The organism is Frankia sp. Cppng1_Ct_nod (assembly GCF_920656135.1).
GTDB classification, from domain to species: Bacteria; Actinomycetota; Actinomycetes; order Frankiales; family Frankiaceae; genus Protofrankia; species Protofrankia meridionalis.
Genome location: NZ_CAKKTK010000016.1, coordinates 1 through 18,906 on the forward strand (window position 1 = coordinate 1; position 18,906 = coordinate 18,906).

Consider the following 18,906-nt stretch of genomic DNA (forward strand, 5'->3'; position numbering starts at 1 on the left):
TCATGTCCTCGACACAACCGAGCACACCCAGACCGGCCATATCATCGGGACCATCGCCTGGATGGCACCCGAACAGCTCCGCGGCGAGCGGGCCGGACCAGCCGCCGACATCTTCTCCTGGGCGATGTGCGTCGTGTTCGCCGCGACCGGACGCCACCCGTTCGCAGCCGACACCCCGACCGCATCGGCCGTCCGCATGCTGCGGGAAGAACCCGACCTCAGTGAGCTACCGGACGGTCTGGCACCGCTGACCCTGCGGGCCCTCGACCGGGATCCGGGTAGAAGGCCCACCGCGGTCAAACTGGTCACCGGCATCGTCGGCAACTATGTGGACAGCGCTGATCTGGCAGACCAGGTCACCCGGCGCGTGCTGGTCACCTCCCTGCCCCTGCCGACCCCGGCTCCTGCGGCTGTTCACGGAATCAACCTGCCGGCGAACCGTTCCGAAGCCGGTCAGGTGGATGCCGCGACCGGTCCCCCCGGTGCTGTCGGGAATGCGTCCCAGCGCCGGTCCCAACGCCCGTCCCAACGCCGCAGCACCGTACGGCGCTGGCAGCTGGCGCTGGTCACCGTTGTCGCGGGGATCGCGCTCGGCATCACCGCCGGACTGGTCGTCGCCGTCGCCCTGCACATCGCCCCCGCTGACAGCGGGGACCTTCACGACGCCATCTCGACACCGGCCGGCATACCCCTTCCCAGCGGAAGCCGGATAGTCCCGACCGTTGCCGGGTTGTGGACGTCCGGTCCGCCCGCGGATTCAGACGGGCTGGCACTCTCGCAGCCGCAGAGAGTCGTCGACGGGTCGTCAACGAGCGCGTTGCGGCCACCGACGGCCCAGCCGGCTCAACCTCCGCCGGCCGCCACGAACATGGCGCGATCATCACCGATAGGGCCGACGACCTCCACGCAGCCCGAGCCCACCCGCGCGACCGAACCGCCACCCGCCACAAGCCCGGCAGGGGCACCGACCAGACAGCCAACAACTTCGACACAACCACAGCCCACCCGGGTGACGGAAGCACCCACCGGGCCCGCCACCACCCCGGCGAAGCCACCGCCCAGCTCGCCGGCCGCATCGTCGTCCAAGCCAACCGCGGCGCAGACGTCCACCACGCAGTCGGTGGCATCGCCCGCCGGGGTTGCGACCGTCGCGATGTCGTCCAGGCCGAGACCGAGATCATCCGCACGGTCGGGGCCATCCGGGTCATCTGGCTCCGTATCGTCAGGACCAGCCGGGTCGGCCGAATTAGGTGGATCCGCCGTATCCGTCAGCAGTACGCGCCACGGCACCAAGACCGTCCGCTGTTCAGCTCGCGGGCAGGCTCGCACCGGCTGTCGAGACCAGACACCGAAGTGGCTATGATTTTCTGCGCCCGGGTATGTCGAATGTGTCGCTTCACCTGAAACGGGTGATGACCCTGCACCGGGAAATCCGGGACGCTACATGGGGAGTTGCCGACAACCTGCCGGTGGCCCTCCTCTACCAGAGGTAGCCAGGCACACACGCCGGCTCGTCCTTGCCGCTCTGGCCCGGACCCGTCCCCGCTGCTGGCGCGGCCCCACCACCCCCGGACACGGGAGGACCTGGTGACAGAATCCGTCCCTTACCCGGACCCGACCATCGGCGATCGCAAAACGGGCCACCCCCGGATGGATCTTCTCAACCGCCCCGGCTGGAACATCGCCGCTGCTCGAGCCTGCGCGCATCCGCTCCTGGCGCCGCTTGCCCACCGGTGGGCACATTCTCAGGCGAGGGCAGGCCAGGCACGCGCAGTCGCCTACACCGTTCCCCCCGCAGCCCGGGAACTGCGTGTCGTCGCCGCATCGCCACCCACCCCGGGTAAAGCACTGGTCGTTACCGGTACCGCGCCGGGCATGGCGCTCCCCGGGTCGACGGCGGTCCGCCCCCTGCCATGACCTCAACGGGCTCGCGGGGCCTCGCAACCCAAAGGCCGCGCCACGAAGCCCCCCAGCCGCCGCGGCGACGTCGGCTGATGCTGCGGTCCCTGCTGCGCTCGCTACTGACCGCGACAGCACTGGTCGTCCTGTACTACCTGCTTCCACTGGACCGGAAGATCGACCCCGCCACCGGCGTCGCGTTGGCTTTCGGCCTGCTCGCGTTCGTCGGCGTCATCTGCCTGCAGGTCTGGCAGATCACCCGTTCCAGTTACCCACGGCTACGGGCCTTGGAAACCCTGATCGTGTCCCCCCCTCTACTCATACTGATCTTCGCGGTGGCGTACTTCACGCTTGCCCACGGGGATGCCGAGGCCTTCACCCAGCCGTTGACCCGCACCGATGCGCTTTACTTCACGATCACCGTGTTCACCACGGTCGGTTTCGGTGACATCGCGCCCCGGACCGAGACGGCCCGAATCATCGCCATGATTCAGATGATCGGCGACGTCGTCGTCGTCGGCGTGATTGCGCGGATCATCCTCAGTGCGGTCACGGCCGGGCTGCGCCGCAGGTCCACCGAACAGACACCGTCCGACCGAGAGTCCGTTGACGGCGACCAGTGACCTGTTGGCGTACCAGCGCGGGTAACCTACACCGACCGTGAAGAGCATGCACCGCGCCATCGGCCGCAGTTGGCAGGCCCGGCTCGCCGAACCGGGCTGGCTGCTGCTTCCACTGCGGGTGTTCCTCGGAATCACCTTCACCTTCGCCGGACTCCAGAAGCTGGCCGACCCGGCCTACCTCGACCCGGCATCGCCGACCTCGGTCCAGCGCCAGCTCATGGTTTTCGTGCACACCAGCCCGATCAGAACACTGCTCAGCCCGTTCCAGCCGCACCCGGGCATGGTTGGCATCCTGATCGCGCTGGGTGAGATCGCTGTCGGCACCGGGACCCTGCTCGGGCTGTGGGCCCGGCTCGCCGCGGTCGGTGGCGCCCTGCTCTCCCTGACGTTCCTGCTCACCGTCAGTTGGCACACATGGCCGTACTACTACGGCTCCGACATCGTCTTCGTGGTCATGTGGCTGCCGTTCACGGCGGTCGGGTCCGCCGGGGTGCTGTCGCTGGATGCCTGGTTGGACCGCACGCGTGGCCACGACCCGGGCCGGCGCGCGTGGCTGCGGCACGGGGTGACAACCGGGTCCGCGGCTGCCGTCGTGCTCGCCACCGCCGGTCTGACCGCCTGGATCGGACGGGCGGTCGGTCGCCATGCGGTTCCCCGCCAGTCCGCGACCGGGTCCGGCTATTTCGCGGGTGGCGGCGGAACCACCGTCGCCCGGATGGACGAGATCGATCAGGGTTCCGCGAAAAGGTTCACCATCGCGCAGTCCGGGGAGCCGGCCTGGCTGGTCCACCTACCGGCCGGCGGGTTCGCCGCCTTCTCCGCGGTGTGCACGCACGCCGGGTGCGCCGTGGACTTCAGCACCTCCGACCAGGAGTTCAGCTGTCCCTGCCACGGTGCGATCTACTCGGCGGCCAGCGGGGCCGTCCTCGGCGGGCCCGCCCCCGCCCCCCTCACCCGGCTGTCCGTGCGCCTGGACGGGGACACCGTGCGGGTCCTGTAGACGTAGCTGTAGGTGGAAACCAGCACCAGAACGACGGAAACGACCTACTCCTCCTCTCTCATCGGCCGGCGATTTCACCTGTTTGCTTAAATCATGTCGCGAATCATCCACCGTGTCCCGGTATTCGTCCGGGCACAGGGTGCGTACGAGCGCCTCAGGTGTGGCAGGCAGTGGCGGGGGGATCGATCATGCGTGAGGGTCGGTGGACGACGGTCACACCGTCCCAGTTCCAGCATGAACGAGAGGCTCTCAAGCACGTCCAGGACCGGCTGGCGGACGCCGAGCCGTACCGCGCCTGGTCGAACTTCACCTTCACCGCGAGCACCGGCCACGTCCGCGAGGTGGACCTGTTCGTCGTGGCCCAGGGCGGCCTGTACCTGATCGAGATCAAAAGCCTGAACGGTCGCCTGACCGCGAGCGGCTCGAACTGGATCCTGCACGGTCAGCGTGGCGAGCGGGTCTTCGACAACCCGTTACACCTGGCGGACTCCAAGGCAAAGCAGCTGCGGTCACTGCTGACCGCCGAGACAGGGCGCCAGCGACTGAATGTGAAGATCCCCTACGTTCAGGCCGCGGTGTTCCTGTCCGTCCCGAGCCTGCGGGTGGAACTGCCCGAAAACCAGCTCCACCGGGTCTTCGGTCCGCAACCACGGGAGGGCCGGCCGGCCGGGCCGCTGCCGCCGATCTGCTCCGCCCTGCTGGAGGCGCCACCGCGGGAGGATCGGGACCGGGTCCGCCCGGAGCTGTCGAAGGCCCTCCCGAAACTGCTGCACGGGGTCGGTATCGCGCGGAGCAGGCGCCACTTCCAGATCGGTTCATGGGAGCTGACGTTCCCGCCGTTCGACACCGGCCCAACCTGGCAGGACCACCTCGCCCAGCACGCCCAGATCGCCTCCGAGCGGCGCCGGGTCCGCATCTACCTGGTGGAACGGCAGGCGGGTCAGGCCGAGCGGGCGAGCATCGAGCAGGCTGCCCGCCGGGAGATGCTGGCGCTGCACGGCATCAGCCACTCGGGCATCGTCCAGGCGGACGCGATGGAGCAGCATGAGGCCGGGCCGGCCCTGATCTTCCGGCATCGGCCGGACGCCGAGCGGCTCGACCACTACATGGCGCGGTTCGGTGAACGCCTGGACGCAGCCACCCGGGTCGACATGATCCGGCAGCTGGCCGAGGCGATCCGGTACGCGCACGGACGCCACCTGCACCACCGGGCACTGTCCGCGCGCAGCGTCTTCGCCGTGCCCTCGTCCAGGCGCAGAGGCGGCGGCGACGCGGCATGGTTGTCTCCCCGGCTGCAGATCAGCGACTGGCAGGCGGCGACCCGTGGCTCCGGTTCGAGCAGTGCCACCCCCAGCGTGTCGGTGCGGACGGGCGCGGTCAGTCAGGTCGTCCCTCATCTGGAACGCTCCGCCGAGGGCTATCTGGCCCCCGAGCTGTCGGCGCCGGATCCCGACCCGGTCTCGATGGACGTCTTCGGTCTCGGTGCTCTTTCCTACCTGCTGCTCACCGGGAAGGCGCTGATTCGGGATTTTTTTCCCTATCCAGTGATTGCGCGGCGGTGCCCTGCCGGATCATCCGCTGCCAGCGCAGTGGAGTACCGCGTACCGCGGTCACCACGGACTGTATGACCACCAGGTACATGAGCTGCCGGTAGACGAGCATCTGGAAGGGCAACGCCCACAGTGGACGTAGTGGTTCCCGTTCGAGGTGGAACGCAAAGGCGGTGGTGGCGAACTGGATGACGTAGAACACGCCGAGTGTGACATAGACCCGCCAGTCCCCGCTGAACAGCGCGTAGACAGCCAGTAGATCGATGGCGGGTGCGATCACCGGTAGTACGACCTAGAACAGGGCTAACTGGGGAAGTACCAGCCGCCCGAATCGGCCGCCGGGCCCCCTTTCGAGCAGGGCATGCCGGTGTTTCCAGATCGCCTGCATGGTTCCGTAGCACCAGCGGTAGCGCTGCCGCCAGAGCGCGCGGAGCGTGGCGGGGGTCTCGGTCCAGGCCCGGGCATCGTCTACGTAGGCGATGCGCCAACCCGCCCGGCAAAGGGCCATGCTGGCCTCGCTGTCCTCGGCAAGCGTGTCGTCCTTGATACCGCCGACCTCATCGAGGGCCTGTCGGCGCCATGCACCGATAGCGCCGGGGACCGTGGGCATGCAGCCGAGCAGGTGGTACAGCCGGCGGTCAAGGCTGAATCCCTGAACATATTCTATGTGCTGCCAACGACCAAGCAGTCCACTTCGGTTTCCGACTTTCGTATTGCCAGCCACCGCGCCGATACCAGGGTCCGCGAGTGGTTGAACCAGGCGGCGGATGCTTTCTGGTTCGAAGACGGTGTCGGCGTCCACAAGTACGAGCACGTCGGCGCAGGCCACACGAATGCCATGCCGGAGCGCGGCGGGTTTGCCCGCGTTCCGCTGTCGGATGACCCGGACTCCAGGTAGCGCGAGCCGTTCTACGACATCAGCGGTGCCGTCAGTCGAGCCGTCGTCAACGACTATCACCTCAAAGTCCGGATAGTCGCTGGCGACAAGCGACCGGAGCGCATCCGCAATGCCCGCCGACTCGTTGTAGGCCGGTACGATCACACTGACCGGCGGTAGGAAGGCGGAGCCGGTTCGGCCGGCGGCGTGTGCCCGCCGGTATGCCGGATCCTCGTGGAACCTCACTCGTTTACCTGTGTCCACTCAAGGCGCTGCTCAACAATCTGGCGCCACGCCTGACCACCTACACCGGCTGGCTCGGCCGCCAGGCGGCCTTCTGGCACGGTGACGTCACGGACCGCCGACGGAAAGCCATCCTGCGCGGCCGTCCCGACGTTCTCCTGACGACACCGGAGTCGCTGGAGTCGATGCTCGTCAGCGTCAACGTCGACCACCGGGCATTCTTCGCGGACCTGCACGCGGTCGTCGTCGACGAGGTCCACGCGTTCGCCGGTGACGACCGCGGGTGGCATCTGCTCGCCGTCCTCGAACGGCTGCACCGGCTCACCGGGCGGAACATCCAACGGGTCGGCCTGTCCGCCACCGTCGGGAACCCGCTGGAGCTGCTGCACTGGCTGCAGGGATCCGCGGCGGGAAAACGTCCCGCTCGGGTGGTCGCGCCTGATGCGCGGCGGACGCCCACGCCGATGTCGGGATCAGGATCGGTCGAACCTCCTGCCGCCGATATCGAGCTGGACGCTGATATCGAGCTGGACCATGTCGGATCGGTAGGAAACGCCGCAACAGTGCTCGCGGCGCTGCACCGGGGCGAGAAACGTCTGGTCTTCTGCGATTCGAAGAAGCTGGTAGAAGAACTCGGTCAGGCGCTCCGGCAACGCGGCGTCACAACCTTCCTCTCCCACGCGTCCCTGTCCGCGCAGGAACGGCGGCGCTCGGAAGAGGCGTTCACGGAAGCCCGCGACTGTGTGATCATCGCGACGAGCACGTTGGAACTGGGAATCAATGTCGGCGACCTCGACCGGGTCATCCAACTCGATGCGCCCGGCACGGTGGCGTCGTTTCTGCAGCGCCTGGGCCGTACCAGACGCAGACCGGGCACCCTGCGCAACTGCCTTTTCCTGGCGCTGTCCGACGACGCCCTGCTGCAGGCCGCCGGGCTGCTGCTGCTGTGGGGACAGCGCTGGGTCGAACCGGTCGTTCCGCCTCCCGAGCCACGCCACATCGTCGCCCAGCAGATCCTCGCGCTCTGTCTGCAGGAGAACCGGGTCGGGGACCAGCTGTGGAGCCAGGAATGGAACGGCCTCACCCCGTTCGACCGCGGCGGCGAACCCATCCTGCGACACCTGGTCGGGCAGGGATATCTGGACACCGACGCCGGCATGCTCTTCATCGGTCCCGAAGCCGAACGCCGTTTCGGCCACCGGCATTTCTCGACGCTCACCGCCGTCTTCACCGCGGCCCCGGAATTCACCGTCCTTTCCGGCCGCGACGAAATCGGACAGACCGACCCGGTGCTGCTGACCGAACAGGTGGAAGGGTCGCGTCTACTCCTGCTCGCCGGCCGGAGCTGGCGTGTCACCCACGTCGACTGGACCCGTCAGCGCTGCTACGTCGAACCGGCGGAAGGCGGTGGAAAAGCTCGTTGGATCACCTTCGGGATAGGCGGGTTGTCCTACCGGATGACGGGGGCGATGCGGGAGATTCTGCTCGGCGCCCGTCCGCCGGTCGCAATGACAAAACGCGCATCCGGACGCCTTGACGCGATACGCGAGCAGCACCTCGACACCGTTCATCCGGGCGGAACCGTTGTCGTACGAGAGGACAACGGGGATGTGCGATGGTGGACGTGGGCCGGCTACCGGGCCAACCTCACCCTGACCGCCACCCTCGCCGATGTGGCTGATCCGCTCCAACGTGCCGATGAGGCGTTCATCCGGCTCCGCCGCGACCTGACCCCGCAGATGTGGAAGGCGGCAACCGCGGATGCACGTGACCGACTCTGCCTGCCGCACGTCGACGAGGAAGCTCTGGCCGGTCTCAAGTTCAGTGTCGCCCTACCGCCCAGACTCGCCGAGGCCACTCTCGCCGCGCGGCTCGCCGATCTGGACAGCGCCGCCACGGTCCTGCGCGAGCCGGTGCGGTTCTCGCTCAGGTAGGACCAGGTGACTCGGGTGGGGATCCTGGTAGCGGGACGGGTTCTCCCCCTCGAGAACTGACGAGCCGGTGGATGTAAACCAGTGTCGCGATGATGACGGCGGCGTCATCGATGAGACCGATCGGCCCGAGGGGAACCTCCGAGATCGCGTCGACGGGCGAGAGTACGTAGAGGAGGCCGCCGAGAGTGGCAGCGATCCCCCGGGCAGGCAGCCGGTACTTGACGATCACAAAAACGGCACCCGCCGTGAGGACAACACCGATGAGCGCGATCACACTGAGAACGATGAGCAGTCCGATACCGATGTTGTCGCTCATGCGTCCCCTCAACACTGCGCAAACGGGCCATCATACCACCAGTTGGATCAGACAAGGCGGTCCGGGTGAATGGGCAAGGCCGGCATCAGCAGTGAAAAGTAGGCGGTGGCAACGGCCAGCATGACCTGCGAGAACAGCTGGTCGGGGTGGCGGGATTCGAACCCACGACCTCTTCGTCCCGAACGAAGCGCGCTACCAAGCTGCGCCACACCCCGCGACCATCACGAAGTCTACCTGATCCTCCTGTCGGCCAGCGGCACCGAGTACCCGCAAGGCGTCCGTGCGTCCGTGCGTCCGTGCGTCCGGCGGGCCGGCGGGCCGGCGGGCCGGCGGGCCGAGCGCAGGATCAGGACAGGGCCGGACGTCAGCCGGGGGACGTCAGCGTGATCAGGGTCGCCTCCGGCCGGCAAGCGAACCGGATCGGCGCGAACGGCGATGTCCCGAGACCCGCGGACACGTGCAGCCAGGACGTCCGCCCGCCCGCCTCATACCTGGACAGTCCGCGGACCCGGGCACGGTCTATGCCACAGTTCGTGACCAGCGCCCCGAAGAACGGCACGCGGAGTTGGCCACCATGGGTGTGACCCGACAAGGTCAACGCAACACCGTCGGCGGTGTAGGCGTCCAGTACCCGGGGTTCCGGGGTATGCGACAGCCCGATCTGTAGATCAACATGGGTGTCGCATCGGCCGAGCACCGAGGGAAGATGGTCCCGCTTTAGCCCCGCATCGTCCACACCTCGGACGTCGATCCGCTGCCCGGCCACGTCCATCACCGTCCGGGTGTTGGTCAGGTCGAGCCAGCCGCTGTCGGCCGCCAACGCCTTCGCGAATCCGGCCCAGTTCAGCGGGGGCCCCTTCGGCTCAGCCTCGTCGCGCGCCATCAGGTAGCGGTGCGGGCTCTTCAGCGTGGGCACGAAGTAGTCGTTGTTGCCCGGTACGAACACGCCGGGGAATCCGAACAGGGAGGACAGCGCGAGAAGCGTCGGCTCGTCCGCGTCCGGGTGCGACAGGACGTCGCCGGTCAGCGCCACGAGATCGGGCATCAGACGGGCCAGATCCGCGATCCACGCCAGTTTGCCCCGCTGGTTGGGGGTGACGTGCAGGTCGGAGATGTGCAGGATACGCAGCGGCTGTGCATCCTCGGCCAGCACCGGCACCACCAGACGACGCAGCGTGTAGGCGGTCCGCTCGTATCCGGCGGCGTAGGCCAGGAGAATCGCACCTGCCGCGCCGAACCCGGTGGCCGCACGCCCGGCGGTCCGTCCCAGCGTCCGCGAAGGTGACCGTTGCCCGCTCATCATCGGACCAGTGTCGCCCACGTTCTCCCCGATGTGGACGCTCTCCACGCCGCGCCGGGCGCGTTTTCGACCACTTGGCGCAACGTCAGCTTCTCGGTGCGACGTTGACCACACGATGCGACGTTGACCACACGGTGCGGCAGGCGGGCTAGGGTCACCGGTGTGAGCGAACTCAAGGACCGCCTGCGGGCGGATCTCACCACCGCCATGAAGGCTCGGGACCCGCTGCGGACCTCCACACTGCGGATGGCCATGGCCGCGGTGAAGGACGAGGAGGTAGCGGGCAGGAGCGCCCGCGAGCTGTCCGACTCCGACGTGCAGAAGGTGCTCACCCGCGAGGTCCGCAAGCGGCGGGAAGCGGCGGACGCCTTCGCCGCCGCCGGACGCGAGGAGCAGGCCGCCAAGGAACGGGATGAAGGCCTGATCCTGGCCGCCTACCTTCCCCAACAGTTGGACGACGAGGAACTCACGGAAATCATCGACCGTGTGATCGCCGAACAGGGCCTCTCCGGCCCGAAGGCGATGGGCGCCGCCATGAAGGCGGTCCAGTCCCAGGTGGCCGGGCGGGCGGAGGGATCCCGCGTTTCCGCACTGGTCCGCGCCCGGCTGCTCTAGCCTCCGCCGAATCCGTCCAGCAGACCGTTTCCCCGTCTGCGCCCGGGGCCGGTGGTCGCGGGTGGGGTCGGGGTTCCTCCGTCGTCGGAACGGGTTTGCGGGAAGAGACCCGACGAGACCATGAGCACTACTTCCGAACCCTCCGGGACCTCCTGATTCCCGGGTGGGTTCATCGCTACCACCCTGCCGCCCGGATCCGGGCTGTCGACCTGTTGGATCGTCACCTTGAAACCCTGGGATGTCAGTAGCGCCTGCGCGAAAGCCGCATTCTGGCCGACCACATCGGGCAGCATCTTCTTCGACGGGACGGGCTGGGTATTGTCCGGATCGGGCATGGAGGCGACCGGCAGATCGAGCCCGTCGATGGTGCCGCGCATGGTTTTCGCCCACACCTGAGCGGGCAGGCCTCCTCCGTAGACAACGTTGTAACCCAGGACGTTACGCAGCGTATGCGCCGTGGGCCCTCGTGGGTCCGCAACGGTCACCGCGGCGGCTATCTGGGGGATGTAGCCGGCGAACGAGGCGGTGCTGAAGTCCTGAGCGGTACCGGTCTTGCCGGCCGCGGGCCGGCCGATCGCCGCGTTCGGGTAACCGGTCCCGTGGAGAATGACCCCTTCCAGGACGGATGTGACCGTGTCCGCGGTCTCCGCCTTGAGGACCTGCCGACATTGCTGGGGGGCCGTGAAGGCAACCGGTCGGTCAGTACTGCCGACCCGCTGGGTGATTAATTCGAACGGCCGCGGATCGCACCGGACACCGTGGTTCGCAAGCGTGGCGTAGGCGGTCGCGAGGTCCATGGTGGAGATCTCGTTGGAGCCGAGGACAGCCGATCCGTCGGAGGGCCCGATTCCGCCGGAAGGACATCGCTGGCTGAGGCCCGGGGTCTGGTCCAGCACCCGGCAGGAGGTGACACCGAGCCGGCGGGCCATTTCGGCGGTGTTCTGCACCCCGACCTTCTCGGCAAGCTGGATGTAGTAGGTGTTGACCGAGTCCCAGGTCGCGGTGGTCATCGAGTAGAGGCCGGCTTCGTCGTGGTCCGAGTTGGAGAAGCAGTCCGCCGGGCTCTTCCCTCGGCTCCCCTCAGCGGGTGGATTGTTGAGGACATTCGAGTGATAGCACTGCGGTGAGTAGAATGTGGTGTTCAGCGGAATCCCTTTTTCGAGAGCCGCTGCCAGCGTGAAGACCTTGAAGGTGGACCCCGGAGAGAAGGATGTCTCCTCCGTCGGGATGATCTGTTTGGTGTGCAGGAAGTCCGTGGTCTTCTGTGGTGACAGACCATCGGAGGACGGGCCGTATTCCCGGTTTACGGCGAGCGCCAGCACCTTCCCCGTCCCCGGCTCAAGCATCGCGACACCCACCGTGACCCGGTTCCCCGGTGGGATAACGCTGTTCGCTCCGTTCTGCGCGGCGGCCTGGGCAGCCGGGCGCAGCGTGGTACGGATCGTCAGACCGCCCTCGAACAACAGTCGCTCGCGGTCCGCCTCGGTGGCACCGAACCGGTCGTCCGAGAGAAGTGTCCGCCGGACGTAGGCGCAGAAGAACGGGACCGACGACAGCTGGCAGGGATCCTCCGCCTGCGGTGGGCGGTTCAGCATCACCGCGGCCGACCTGGTTTCCCGCAGCTCGGCATCGCCGATGTGACCCAGTTCGTGCATACGGTCGAGAACAATGTCCCGACGGGTTGTCGCCGCCTGCGGGTGCAGCACCGGGTTATAGGCGGTCGGGTTCTTCACCAAACCCGCCAGCACCGCCGCCTGCGGAAGGGTCAGCTGTCGTACATCGACGTTGAAATAGTGTTTCGCCGCGGCCTGGACGCCGTACGCACCGTCCCCGAAGTAAGCGATGTTCAGATATCGTTCGAGAATCTGGTCCTTGCTCATGTTCTTCTCGAGATAGAGTGCGTAACGCGCTTCCCGGAGCTTTCGCCTGACCGTCTGTTCGGTCGCGGCCTGTTTCGATTCCTTGCTGGTCGCCGCCTGCAGCAGGACGTTTTTCACATATTGCTGGGTGAGCGTGGAACCGCCTTGCGTGACCCCGCCGGACTCCTGGTTCGAGACGTAGGCCCGGACGAGCCCCTTGTAGTCGAGGCCGGTGTGCTCGTAGAAGCGGGAGTCCTCGATATCTATGATCGCCTGGCGCATCATCATCGGGACCTGGTCGAGCGGCACGATCTCCCGGTCCTGCTCACCCCGCAGGTACCCGATGACGTTCCCTCCCGAGTCCAGGATGCGGGACGCCTGCGGCAGCGGTGGGACGGTGAGATTCGCCGGCAGATCCAGGAAGGAGTCGGCGCCGCTCTTCGCCATGAGACCGACAAGCGACGCGGCCGGCAACGCGATCAGGGCTACGACGACGCCGGCCAACCCGCTCATGATCATTACTCGTACGACCCGGCCGGCGACGATCCGCGCTCGGGAGTGCGGCGGTTCGGGCTCGCCGGAAGAAAGATCAACCACTCGGTCGACACTCTCGTAGCCCACGGCACGGCTCAGGCCGGCCTGGACCCGGGAGGGTCGGCCGCCTGACCCCGTCGTCGTGATCACGTCCGGGAACCTCCAAACGGCCCCCCACCGCGACCACTCGGCCGCGCAACCGGGTCAAGCCTATGACCCCACCTGACAGACACGTGGATGTCACCCGCAGGACACGATCCGGTGACAGACCGCACCACCCACGCGATCCGGATCAATGGCCCGGACGGGTCATTTGGACAACCACCCGTGTGGGGTCTGTGCCGTCGCAGAGGCGCTCCGTACGGTTTCGGGCGAAGCCACGTCACCACCCGCACGGGCCCCCTGACCCGGTCTCGAGAAGAAAGGCAGGTGGCATGACCAGCAGCCTGGCTACCCGCACCAGTGCCGCACGACGTGCCAGCTCGACCCAGTTGATCGGCTCGACCGTCGACGGCGACTGGACCGCGAACGCGGCCTGTCGCGACCTGGACCCGGACGACCTCTTCGTCCAGGGTGCAGCTCAGAACCGGGTGAAGACCCGGTGCTTCGGATGCATCGTTCGCACCGAGTGCCTCGCTGACGCCCTCGACAATCGAGTCGAGTTCGGGGTGTGGGGCGGCATGACCGAACGGGAGCGCCGGGCACTTCTGCGACGGCGACCGGACGTCCAGTCCTGGCGCAAGCTGCTCGCGGATGCGCGTGCCCAGCATGGCACCGCGTCCGCGGGTTAGATCCCTCGGGGCCTTCGACCGCGCGCAAGGACCCATGATCGCGCAGCCTTTGGTCACCAGGGTCGTCCGCATCTTCGCCACCTGTCGACGATCCTGCCGTCCGACTCGTCATGGATTCCTTTGGCCTCCGGCAGCCAACCAGCATCTCACTATCACATGCCAGCGAGATACCCCGAACGCCGGGGTCGCCAAAAAGACAACATCTTGACGATGAGATAACAACAATCAGGGTTACGGCAGAACGCGGCGACGCAGCCGACAGGCAGGGCCGGTTGACCGTCAGCCGGCCCTGACAGAAAGATCATCTGGCGGATAAAAGTCCTGGCAGACAAAGGTCCCGGGGCAGGACGACCAGGACCGAGGGACCTTCTCGGCCGCTAACCGACGCGGCCGAGAACCCCCTCGCGGACAAGCGCGGCTCCGACGTCCCGAAGTCCGGCAAGATCGTGGACGTCTCCGGCCAGCGCATCGACCTCCGCCACCGGCGTGTCGGGATGAGCGCTGGTGAACCGCTCCCGCAACCGTTCCTCGCGGGCGGAAATCCGCATCCTTTCGGCATGCACCCGAAGCACCGCCGCGACCAACGGATGTTCCTCGTGCTCGGTAAGTGTTTCCGCCGCGGCGAGGCTACGTTCCGCGGTCAGCCCGCGGGCGCCTGCACTCGTCGGGTGAACCCGGTTGATGACGAGCCCGGCAAGCGGCATTCCATCCGCGTCCAGACGGTCCACGAAATAGGATGCCTCCCGTAGCGCTGCCGCCTCCGGCGCGGCTACCACGACGAACGACGTCCCAGGCGCGCCCAGCAGCTGATAAGTCTGCTCAGCCCGCTGCCGAAAACCCCCGAACATGGTTTCCAGAGCTGCCACGAACTGGCTGACATCCGCGAGGAGCTGGGCACCGACAATCTTTGTCAGGACCTTGGCGAACATTCCCAGTCCAACCCCGACGACCTTGAGATACATTTTCCCGCCGGTTTTTGCCGGGGCGAGCAGCAGCCGCAGCAACCGGCCGTCGAGGAAAGCTCCCAGACGGCTGGGAGCGTCCAGGAAGTCCAGAGCCGACCGGGTCGGTGGAGTATCCACGACAATCAGATCCCAGTTCCCCGTCGCGTCCAACTGGCCGAGTTTCTCCATAGCCATGTATTCCTGGGTGCCGGCGAAGGAGGACGACAACGACTGGTAGAACGGGTTGTCGAGCAACTGCTGGGCCCGTTCCGGAGTCGTGTGGGCAAGGACGATCTCGTCGAACGTCCGTTTCATGTCAAGCATCATCGCGTCGAGGCGACCACCGGCCGAACGGTCGACCCCGGCGACCTCCCGCGGGGTGTTGTCCAGTTCGGTCAGGCCCATGGACTGCGCCAGCCGACGAGCCGGGTCGATGGTGAGCACGACCACCTGGCGCCCGCGTTCCGCCGCCCGCAGAGCGAGCGCGGCCGCGATCGTCGTCTTGCCGACACCACCCGACCCGCAACACACAATGATCTTTTCATTGTCGATCATGGCATCGACGTCCATCGTCGGCACCGCCCTCGTGGACGTCCTGAACCCGCTGGACGTCCGGGGCGCGCTGGAACCCTCGGCCTCGCTCACCCGACCATCCGCTGTGTCCGCAGCAACTCCGCGAACTGGTAGACCACACCCAGATCCACGCCGTCCGCAACCAGGGGAAGCTCGTAGACGGGCCGTCCCAGCGCCTCGACCTCACGCCGTTGCACCGTCTCCAACACCACCCTGCGAGCATGCTGGGCGGCCTGCGCCGCAAGGGCGTGAACCAGTTCCGCGCTGGGCCGGAGGCCGGCCCCCTTCACGCCCGCAGCCAGTCCCTCCAGATCCAGTTGGCCCGTGCTCGCCAGCTGGAGATCGCCCGCATCCAGCAGCGGCGTCCGCACCATGTTCACGATGACACCGCCAACCGGCAGGCCTGCGGCCCGAAGTTCACAGACACCGTCCACGGTCTCCTGGATCGGCATCTCCTCCAGCAGCGTGACGAGATGGACCGCGGTGCTACCGGAATGCATCACAGCCATCACGTTGTCAGCCTGGGCGCGGATCGGTCCCATCTTCGCCAAGCCCGCGACCTCGGCCGTCACGTTGAGAAACCGGGCGATCCGACCGGTCGGCGGCGCGTCAAGCACCACCGCGTCGTACGCCCGCCCACCGGCCCGGGTCGCGTCCGGGCGGTTCACCGCCTCCTTCACCTTGCCTGTGAGCAGGACATCTCGAACACCCGGCGCGATCGTGGTGGCGAAGTCGATGGCGCCGATCCTGCCCAGCGCCTTGCCGGCACGGCGCAGGTTGTAGAACATTTCCAGGTACTCCAGCAACGCTTCCTCCGCGTCGATGGCGAGTGCGAAGACCTCTCCGCCGCCCGGCGCACTGGCCACCTTGCGCTCGGCGTAAGGCAGCGGCGGGGTGTCGAACAACTGTGCGATCTGCTGGCGGCCCTCGACCTCGGTGAGCAGCACACGCCGACCGCCGGTGGCCAGCGCCACCGCGAGCGCGCCGGCAACCGTCGTCTTACCGGTACCGCCCTTGCCGGTGATCACGTGAAGGCGGCACGACCAAGGCCCCTGCGGAGCATCCTGCGGTGGAGTCTCCTGCGGCGTCACACCGACGACCGTACCCGGCCTGGTCCCGGCCTTCCCGGCGGATGAACAGGCGTCCGACCAACTTCCGGCGGCGGCCACCGCACCCCGTCCTCGGGGCCTACCGCCACCCGAAAAGCACCATGATCGCGCACCCTTCGGCCTGCTAGGGTCACGGGTCATGCAGAAGTGGGAGTACGCGACAGCACCAGTGCTGATCCACGCAACCAAGCAGATCCTTGACAACTGGGGATCAGACGGTTGGGAGCTCGTCCAGATCGTCCCCGGGCCCAACCCGGAGAGCCTGGTCGCCTACTTCAAACGGCCCACGAACGGATCCTGAAGATTGGCCGCGAACCCTGACCCGAACCCTGACCCGAGGCTCGGACAGGCCGACGCGACCACCCCGTCGCGTCGCCTCGCCGCACTCGGCCTGACGCTACCCGCGGTGCCCACTCCGGCCGGCGCGTACGTGCCCGCCCGCCGCCATGGAGATCTGGTGTGGACCGCCGGGCAACTGCCCCTGCTGGACGGCACCCTCGCGGCGGTCGGTCCGGTCGGCACGCCCGCCGACGGTGGTTCGGTTACCCCTGAACACGCCGCGGAACTGGCCCGGATCTGCGCGTTGAACGCCCTTGCCGCCGCAGCCGCGGTTGCCGGCGGTCTCGACGCCATCACGGGGATCGTCAAGCTTGTCGGGTTCGTCGCGAGCGTGCCCGCGTTCACCGGCCAGCCCACAGTGGTCAACGGCGCGAGCGAACTACTCGCCGCGGTCTTCGGGGATGCCGGCCGGCATGCCCGGTCCGCGGTGGGCGTGGCCGTCCTGCCCCTGGGCGCCCCCGTCGAGGTGGAGTTGGTCGCGACTGTCGGTCAGGCCAAAAACAACTAACATCTACCGAATGGCTGATCTGACAGGTAACGCGGCCGGCGACCTGCTGGCCCGCCTACGGCAGCGGGTACCGCCGGACCTCGCCGAACGGGCGCGCGCCTTCCGACCGGATCACGACACGCCGACCCCACCCCGTGACGCTGCCACCGTCGTGTTGCTGCGTGACGCCCGGAGCGAGAACAGCGCGAGCGGCATCGAGGTGTGCCTGCTGCGCCGGGCATCCACGATGGCCTTTGCCGCCGGGATGTACGTGTTCCCGGGTGGCAAGGTGGACCCGGCCGACATCGGTGCCGAACTGCGGTGGTTCGCCACCCCCGAGGCAGGGGTGGCGCACCTGCTCGGAGCCGAGCCGGCGCTGGCTCGGGCGCTGGTCTGCGCGGCGGTTCGGGAGACGTTCGAGGAGTGCGGGGTGCTGCTCGCCGGAGCGGACGCGGACACTGTCGCCGACGTCAGCGACCCCGGTTGGGAGTCGGACCGCCTCGCGCTGGAAGGCCGGCAGGCAAGCCTTGCCGCCGTGCTGACTCGCCGCGGCCTCGGCCTGCGAGGCGACCTGTTGCGTCCATGGGCACGCTGGGTCACCCCTGAGATCGAACCCCGCCGGTACGACACCCGGTTCTTCGTTGCCGCGATGCCGGCCGGGCAACGTACCCGCCGCATCCCCGGCGAGTCGGACCGGACGCTGTGGACGTCACCCTCGATAGCTCTCCAGGAGCATCTGGCGGGGCGGCTGGGCATGCTGCCGCCGACCGCACTCACCCTCGCCGAGCTGGCCGAATACGACAGTGTCGACGCCGTTCTGACGGCATCCGGGGCCAGGAACACCCGGCCGATCCTGCCGAGGATCGTCATCGCCGGTGGCGAGGCTCGACTCCTGCTTCCGCACGACGTCGGCTATGGCCCGGTACACGACGGCGACGGCGACGGCGACGGACGGGACGTATGAGACATCCGAGTCCGACAGGCGAACGGGCCGTTCCCCGGGAGGTGACCGCGCTTGCGTCGGTGCTCCTCGCACCCAACCCCGGCCCGATGACCCTGGACGGAACCAACACCTGGATCCTTCGTGCCCCGGGCGCCACCGGCTGTGTCGTGGTCGACCCCGGACCGCCCGAACGCGGCCACCTTGGGGCGATCGCGGCGGCTGGCCCGGTTGATGTCATCCTGCTCACCCACGGTCATATCGACCACAGCGAGGGCGCCGGCCCCCTTCATGACATGACGTCCGCTCCCGTCCGCGCCCTTGACATCACGCACCGCCTGGGCGAGGAAGGCCTCACCGAAGGTGATGTGATCTCGGCCGCCGGTGTGGAGATCCGGGTCCTCGCAACCCCGGGGCACACCAGCGACTCACTGTCGTTCATGCTCGTCGGCGATCAGGTTGCCGTCCTCACCGGCGACACGATCCTCGGCAGGGGCAGCACCGTGGTAGCGCATCCCGACGGGCGACTGGGCGACTATCTGACCAGCCTGCGTCGGTTGCGGGACCTGGGCGACGTCACGGTCCTGCCCGGCCACGGACCCGAGCTGCCGGCCGCAGGCCGTGCCGCCGACGCCTACCTCGCACACCGGCAGGCGCGCCTCGACCAGGTGCAGGCTGCTCTCACGGCCGGTGACACCACGGCGTCCGAGATCGTGCAACGGGTCTATGCGGACGTCGACCCCGCACTGTGGCCTGCGGCGGAGCTATCGGTCCGCGCCCAGATCGACTACCTGCGTGAGCGGTGGCACCACCTGGCTGCGCTTCCAGAATCTCACCATGCGTAAGTATGAAAGGACTTGTTCCGGACACCCCGGGTGGCTCTTTTTCCCGCCCGGAAACCATTAAGATCAGCACGACCAGAAGATCTCGTACGGTTGGCTTATGCTCGCGGCCGGGAGGCGACTACCCGTGC

Annotated in this window: 18 protein-coding genes and 1 tRNA gene; 12 read left to right on the top strand and 7 right to left on the bottom strand. The window is 67.7% G+C overall.

What is annotated here, in order from left to right:
- The 5 genes from NBW77_RS07125 to NBW77_RS07145 form a co-directional block, all read left to right on the top strand.
- On the top strand, positions 1–1,363 hold a 1,363-nt coding region (locus NBW77_RS07125; protein ID WP_502799448.1), incomplete at its 5' end, for a protein kinase domain-containing protein.
- A 224-nt stretch (positions 1,364–1,587) separates the two neighbouring features.
- Positions 1,588–1,917: a hypothetical protein gene (locus NBW77_RS07130; protein ID WP_131749119.1), complete on the top strand. Its 330-nt coding sequence runs from the start codon at positions 1,588–1,590 to the stop codon at positions 1,915–1,917.
- Between the two features lie 77 nt (positions 1,918–1,994).
- Positions 1,995–2,522 carry a potassium channel family protein gene (locus NBW77_RS07135; protein ID WP_242606121.1) on the top strand — a complete coding sequence of 176 codons (528 nt, stop codon included), beginning with the start codon at positions 1,995–1,997 and terminating at the stop codon, positions 2,520–2,522.
- Positions 2,523–2,568: 46 nt separating this feature from the next.
- Complete coding sequence (locus NBW77_RS07140) at positions 2,569–3,522, top strand: TQO small subunit DoxD (RefSeq protein ID WP_131749123.1); 954 nt, start codon at positions 2,569–2,571, stop codon at positions 3,520–3,522.
- A gap of 188 nt (positions 3,523–3,710) precedes the next feature.
- On the top strand, positions 3,711–5,150 hold the full coding sequence (locus tag NBW77_RS07145) for an NERD domain-containing protein (RefSeq protein ID WP_207387211.1): 1,440 nt from the start codon (positions 3,711–3,713) through the stop codon (positions 5,148–5,150).
- 214 nt (positions 5,151–5,364) lie between these two features.
- On the opposite strand, the gene NBW77_RS07150 is transcribed toward NBW77_RS07145, so the two are convergent.
- The gene (locus NBW77_RS07150) at positions 5,365–6,195 is read right to left on the bottom strand and encodes a glycosyltransferase family 2 protein (RefSeq protein WP_207387212.1); all 831 of its coding nucleotides are present in this window, start codon (positions 6,193–6,195) and stop codon (positions 5,365–5,367) included.
- On the opposite strand from NBW77_RS07150, the gene NBW77_RS07155 reads away from it, so the two are divergent.
- A complete protein-coding gene (locus NBW77_RS07155) occupies positions 6,171–8,126 on the top strand; it encodes a helicase-related protein (RefSeq protein ID WP_250279473.1) in 1,956 nt (651 codons plus the stop codon). The two genes, NBW77_RS07150 and NBW77_RS07155, sit on opposite strands and share 25 nt — an antisense overlap.
- Here NBW77_RS07155 and NBW77_RS07160 read toward each other — a convergent pair.
- The 3 genes from NBW77_RS07160 to NBW77_RS07170 form a co-directional block, all read right to left on the bottom strand.
- Positions 8,119–8,442 carry a DUF1232 domain-containing protein gene (locus NBW77_RS07160; RefSeq protein WP_131749125.1) on the bottom strand — a complete coding sequence of 108 codons (324 nt, stop codon included), beginning with the start codon at positions 8,440–8,442 and terminating at the stop codon, positions 8,119–8,121. The two genes, NBW77_RS07155 and NBW77_RS07160, sit on opposite strands and share 8 nt — an antisense overlap.
- Positions 8,443–8,580: 138 nt before the next feature.
- A tRNA-Pro gene (locus NBW77_RS07165) sits at positions 8,581–8,657 on the bottom strand.
- Between the two features lie 149 nt (positions 8,658–8,806).
- Positions 8,807–9,745: a metallophosphoesterase gene (locus tag NBW77_RS07170; protein ID WP_502799451.1), complete on the bottom strand. Its 939-nt coding sequence runs from the start codon at positions 9,743–9,745 to the stop codon at positions 8,807–8,809.
- Positions 9,746–9,904: 159 nt separating this feature from the next.
- On the opposite strand from NBW77_RS07170, the gene NBW77_RS07175 reads away from it, so the two are divergent.
- Positions 9,905–10,357 (top strand): GatB/YqeY domain-containing protein, encoded by a 453-nt coding sequence (locus NBW77_RS07175; RefSeq protein WP_131749127.1) that lies wholly within the window; start codon positions 9,905–9,907, stop codon positions 10,355–10,357.
- Here NBW77_RS07175 and NBW77_RS07180 read toward each other — a convergent pair.
- Positions 10,354–12,735 carry a transglycosylase domain-containing protein gene (locus tag NBW77_RS07180; RefSeq protein ID WP_131749215.1) on the bottom strand — a complete coding sequence of 794 codons (2,382 nt, stop codon included), beginning with the start codon at positions 12,733–12,735 and terminating at the stop codon, positions 10,354–10,356. The genes NBW77_RS07175 and NBW77_RS07180 overlap by 4 nt on opposite strands.
- Before the next feature lie 449 nt (positions 12,736–13,184).
- On the opposite strand from NBW77_RS07180, the gene NBW77_RS07185 reads away from it, so the two are divergent.
- On the top strand, positions 13,185–13,541 hold the full coding sequence (locus NBW77_RS07185; protein WP_131749129.1) for a WhiB family transcriptional regulator: 357 nt from the start codon (positions 13,185–13,187) through the stop codon (positions 13,539–13,541).
- Between the two features lie 377 nt (positions 13,542–13,918).
- Here the strand turns inward: NBW77_RS07185 and bagB are convergent, their stop codons facing one another.
- On the bottom strand, positions 13,919–15,130 hold the full coding sequence (gene bagB / locus NBW77_RS07190; protein WP_131749131.1) for an ArsA family ATPase: 1,212 nt from the start codon (positions 15,128–15,130) through the stop codon (positions 13,919–13,921).
- Positions 15,127–16,149 carry an ATPase BagA gene (gene bagA / locus NBW77_RS07195; RefSeq protein ID WP_175324780.1) on the bottom strand — a complete coding sequence of 341 codons (1,023 nt, stop codon included), beginning with the start codon at positions 16,147–16,149 and terminating at the stop codon, positions 15,127–15,129. The genes bagB and bagA overlap by 4 nt, the downstream gene beginning before the upstream one ends.
- A gap of 157 nt (positions 16,150–16,306) precedes the next feature.
- Here bagA and sp36 point away from each other — a divergent pair, with 157 nt between their 5' ends.
- The 4 genes from sp36 to NBW77_RS07215 are packed head-to-tail and all read left to right on the top strand — an operon-like array spanning position 16,307 to position 18,778.
- A complete protein-coding gene (sp36, locus tag NBW77_RS07200; protein ID WP_131749135.1) occupies positions 16,307–16,468 on the top strand; it encodes a Sp36 family protein in 162 nt (53 codons plus the stop codon).
- A 3-nt stretch (positions 16,469–16,471) separates the two neighbouring features.
- Positions 16,472–17,014, top strand: coding sequence for a RidA family protein (locus tag NBW77_RS07205; RefSeq protein WP_250279474.1), 543 nt, complete (start codon positions 16,472–16,474; stop codon positions 17,012–17,014).
- A gap of 10 nt (positions 17,015–17,024) precedes the next feature.
- Entirely contained in the window at positions 17,025–17,957 is a 933-nt protein-coding gene (locus tag NBW77_RS07210; RefSeq protein WP_131749137.1) for an NUDIX hydrolase, read from the top strand.
- Positions 17,954–18,778 (top strand): MBL fold metallo-hydrolase, encoded by an 825-nt coding sequence (locus tag NBW77_RS07215; RefSeq protein ID WP_131749139.1) that lies wholly within the window; start codon positions 17,954–17,956, stop codon positions 18,776–18,778. The genes NBW77_RS07210 and NBW77_RS07215 overlap by 4 nt, the downstream gene beginning before the upstream one ends.
- Positions 18,779–18,906 lie beyond the last annotated feature (128 nt).

Excerpts from the sequence above, each read along its gene's own strand:
- NBW77_RS07135 (WP_242606121.1), top strand. The coding sequence starts at position 1,995 with ATGCTGCGGTCCCTGCTGCGCTCGCTACTGACCGCGACAGCACTGGTC.
- NBW77_RS07140 (WP_131749123.1), top strand. The coding sequence starts at position 2,569 with ATGCACCGCGCCATCGGCCGCAGTTGGCAGGCCCGGCTCGCCGAACCG.
- NBW77_RS07145 (WP_207387211.1), top strand. The coding sequence starts at position 3,711 with ATGCGTGAGGGTCGGTGGACGACGGTCACACCGTCCCAGTTCCAGCAT.
- NBW77_RS07155 (WP_250279473.1), top strand. The coding sequence starts at position 6,171 with ATGCCGGATCCTCGTGGAACCTCACTCGTTTACCTGTGTCCACTCAAG.
- NBW77_RS07160 (WP_131749125.1), bottom strand. The coding sequence starts at position 8,442 with ATGAGCGACAACATCGGTATCGGACTGCTCATCGTTCTCAGTGTGATC.
- NBW77_RS07170 (WP_502799451.1), bottom strand. The coding sequence starts at position 9,745 with ATGATGAGCGGGCAACGGTCACCTTCGCGGACGCTGGGACGGACCGCC.
- NBW77_RS07180 (WP_131749215.1), bottom strand. The coding sequence starts at position 12,735 with ATGATCATGAGCGGGTTGGCCGGCGTCGTCGTAGCCCTGATCGCGTTG.
- NBW77_RS07185 (WP_131749129.1), top strand. The coding sequence starts at position 13,185 with ATGACCAGCAGCCTGGCTACCCGCACCAGTGCCGCACGACGTGCCAGC.
- sp36 (WP_131749135.1), top strand. The coding sequence starts at position 16,307 with ATGCAGAAGTGGGAGTACGCGACAGCACCAGTGCTGATCCACGCAACC.
- NBW77_RS07210 (WP_131749137.1), top strand. The coding sequence starts at position 17,025 with ATGGCTGATCTGACAGGTAACGCGGCCGGCGACCTGCTGGCCCGCCTA.
- NBW77_RS07215 (WP_131749139.1), top strand. The coding sequence starts at position 17,954 with ATGAGACATCCGAGTCCGACAGGCGAACGGGCCGTTCCCCGGGAGGTG.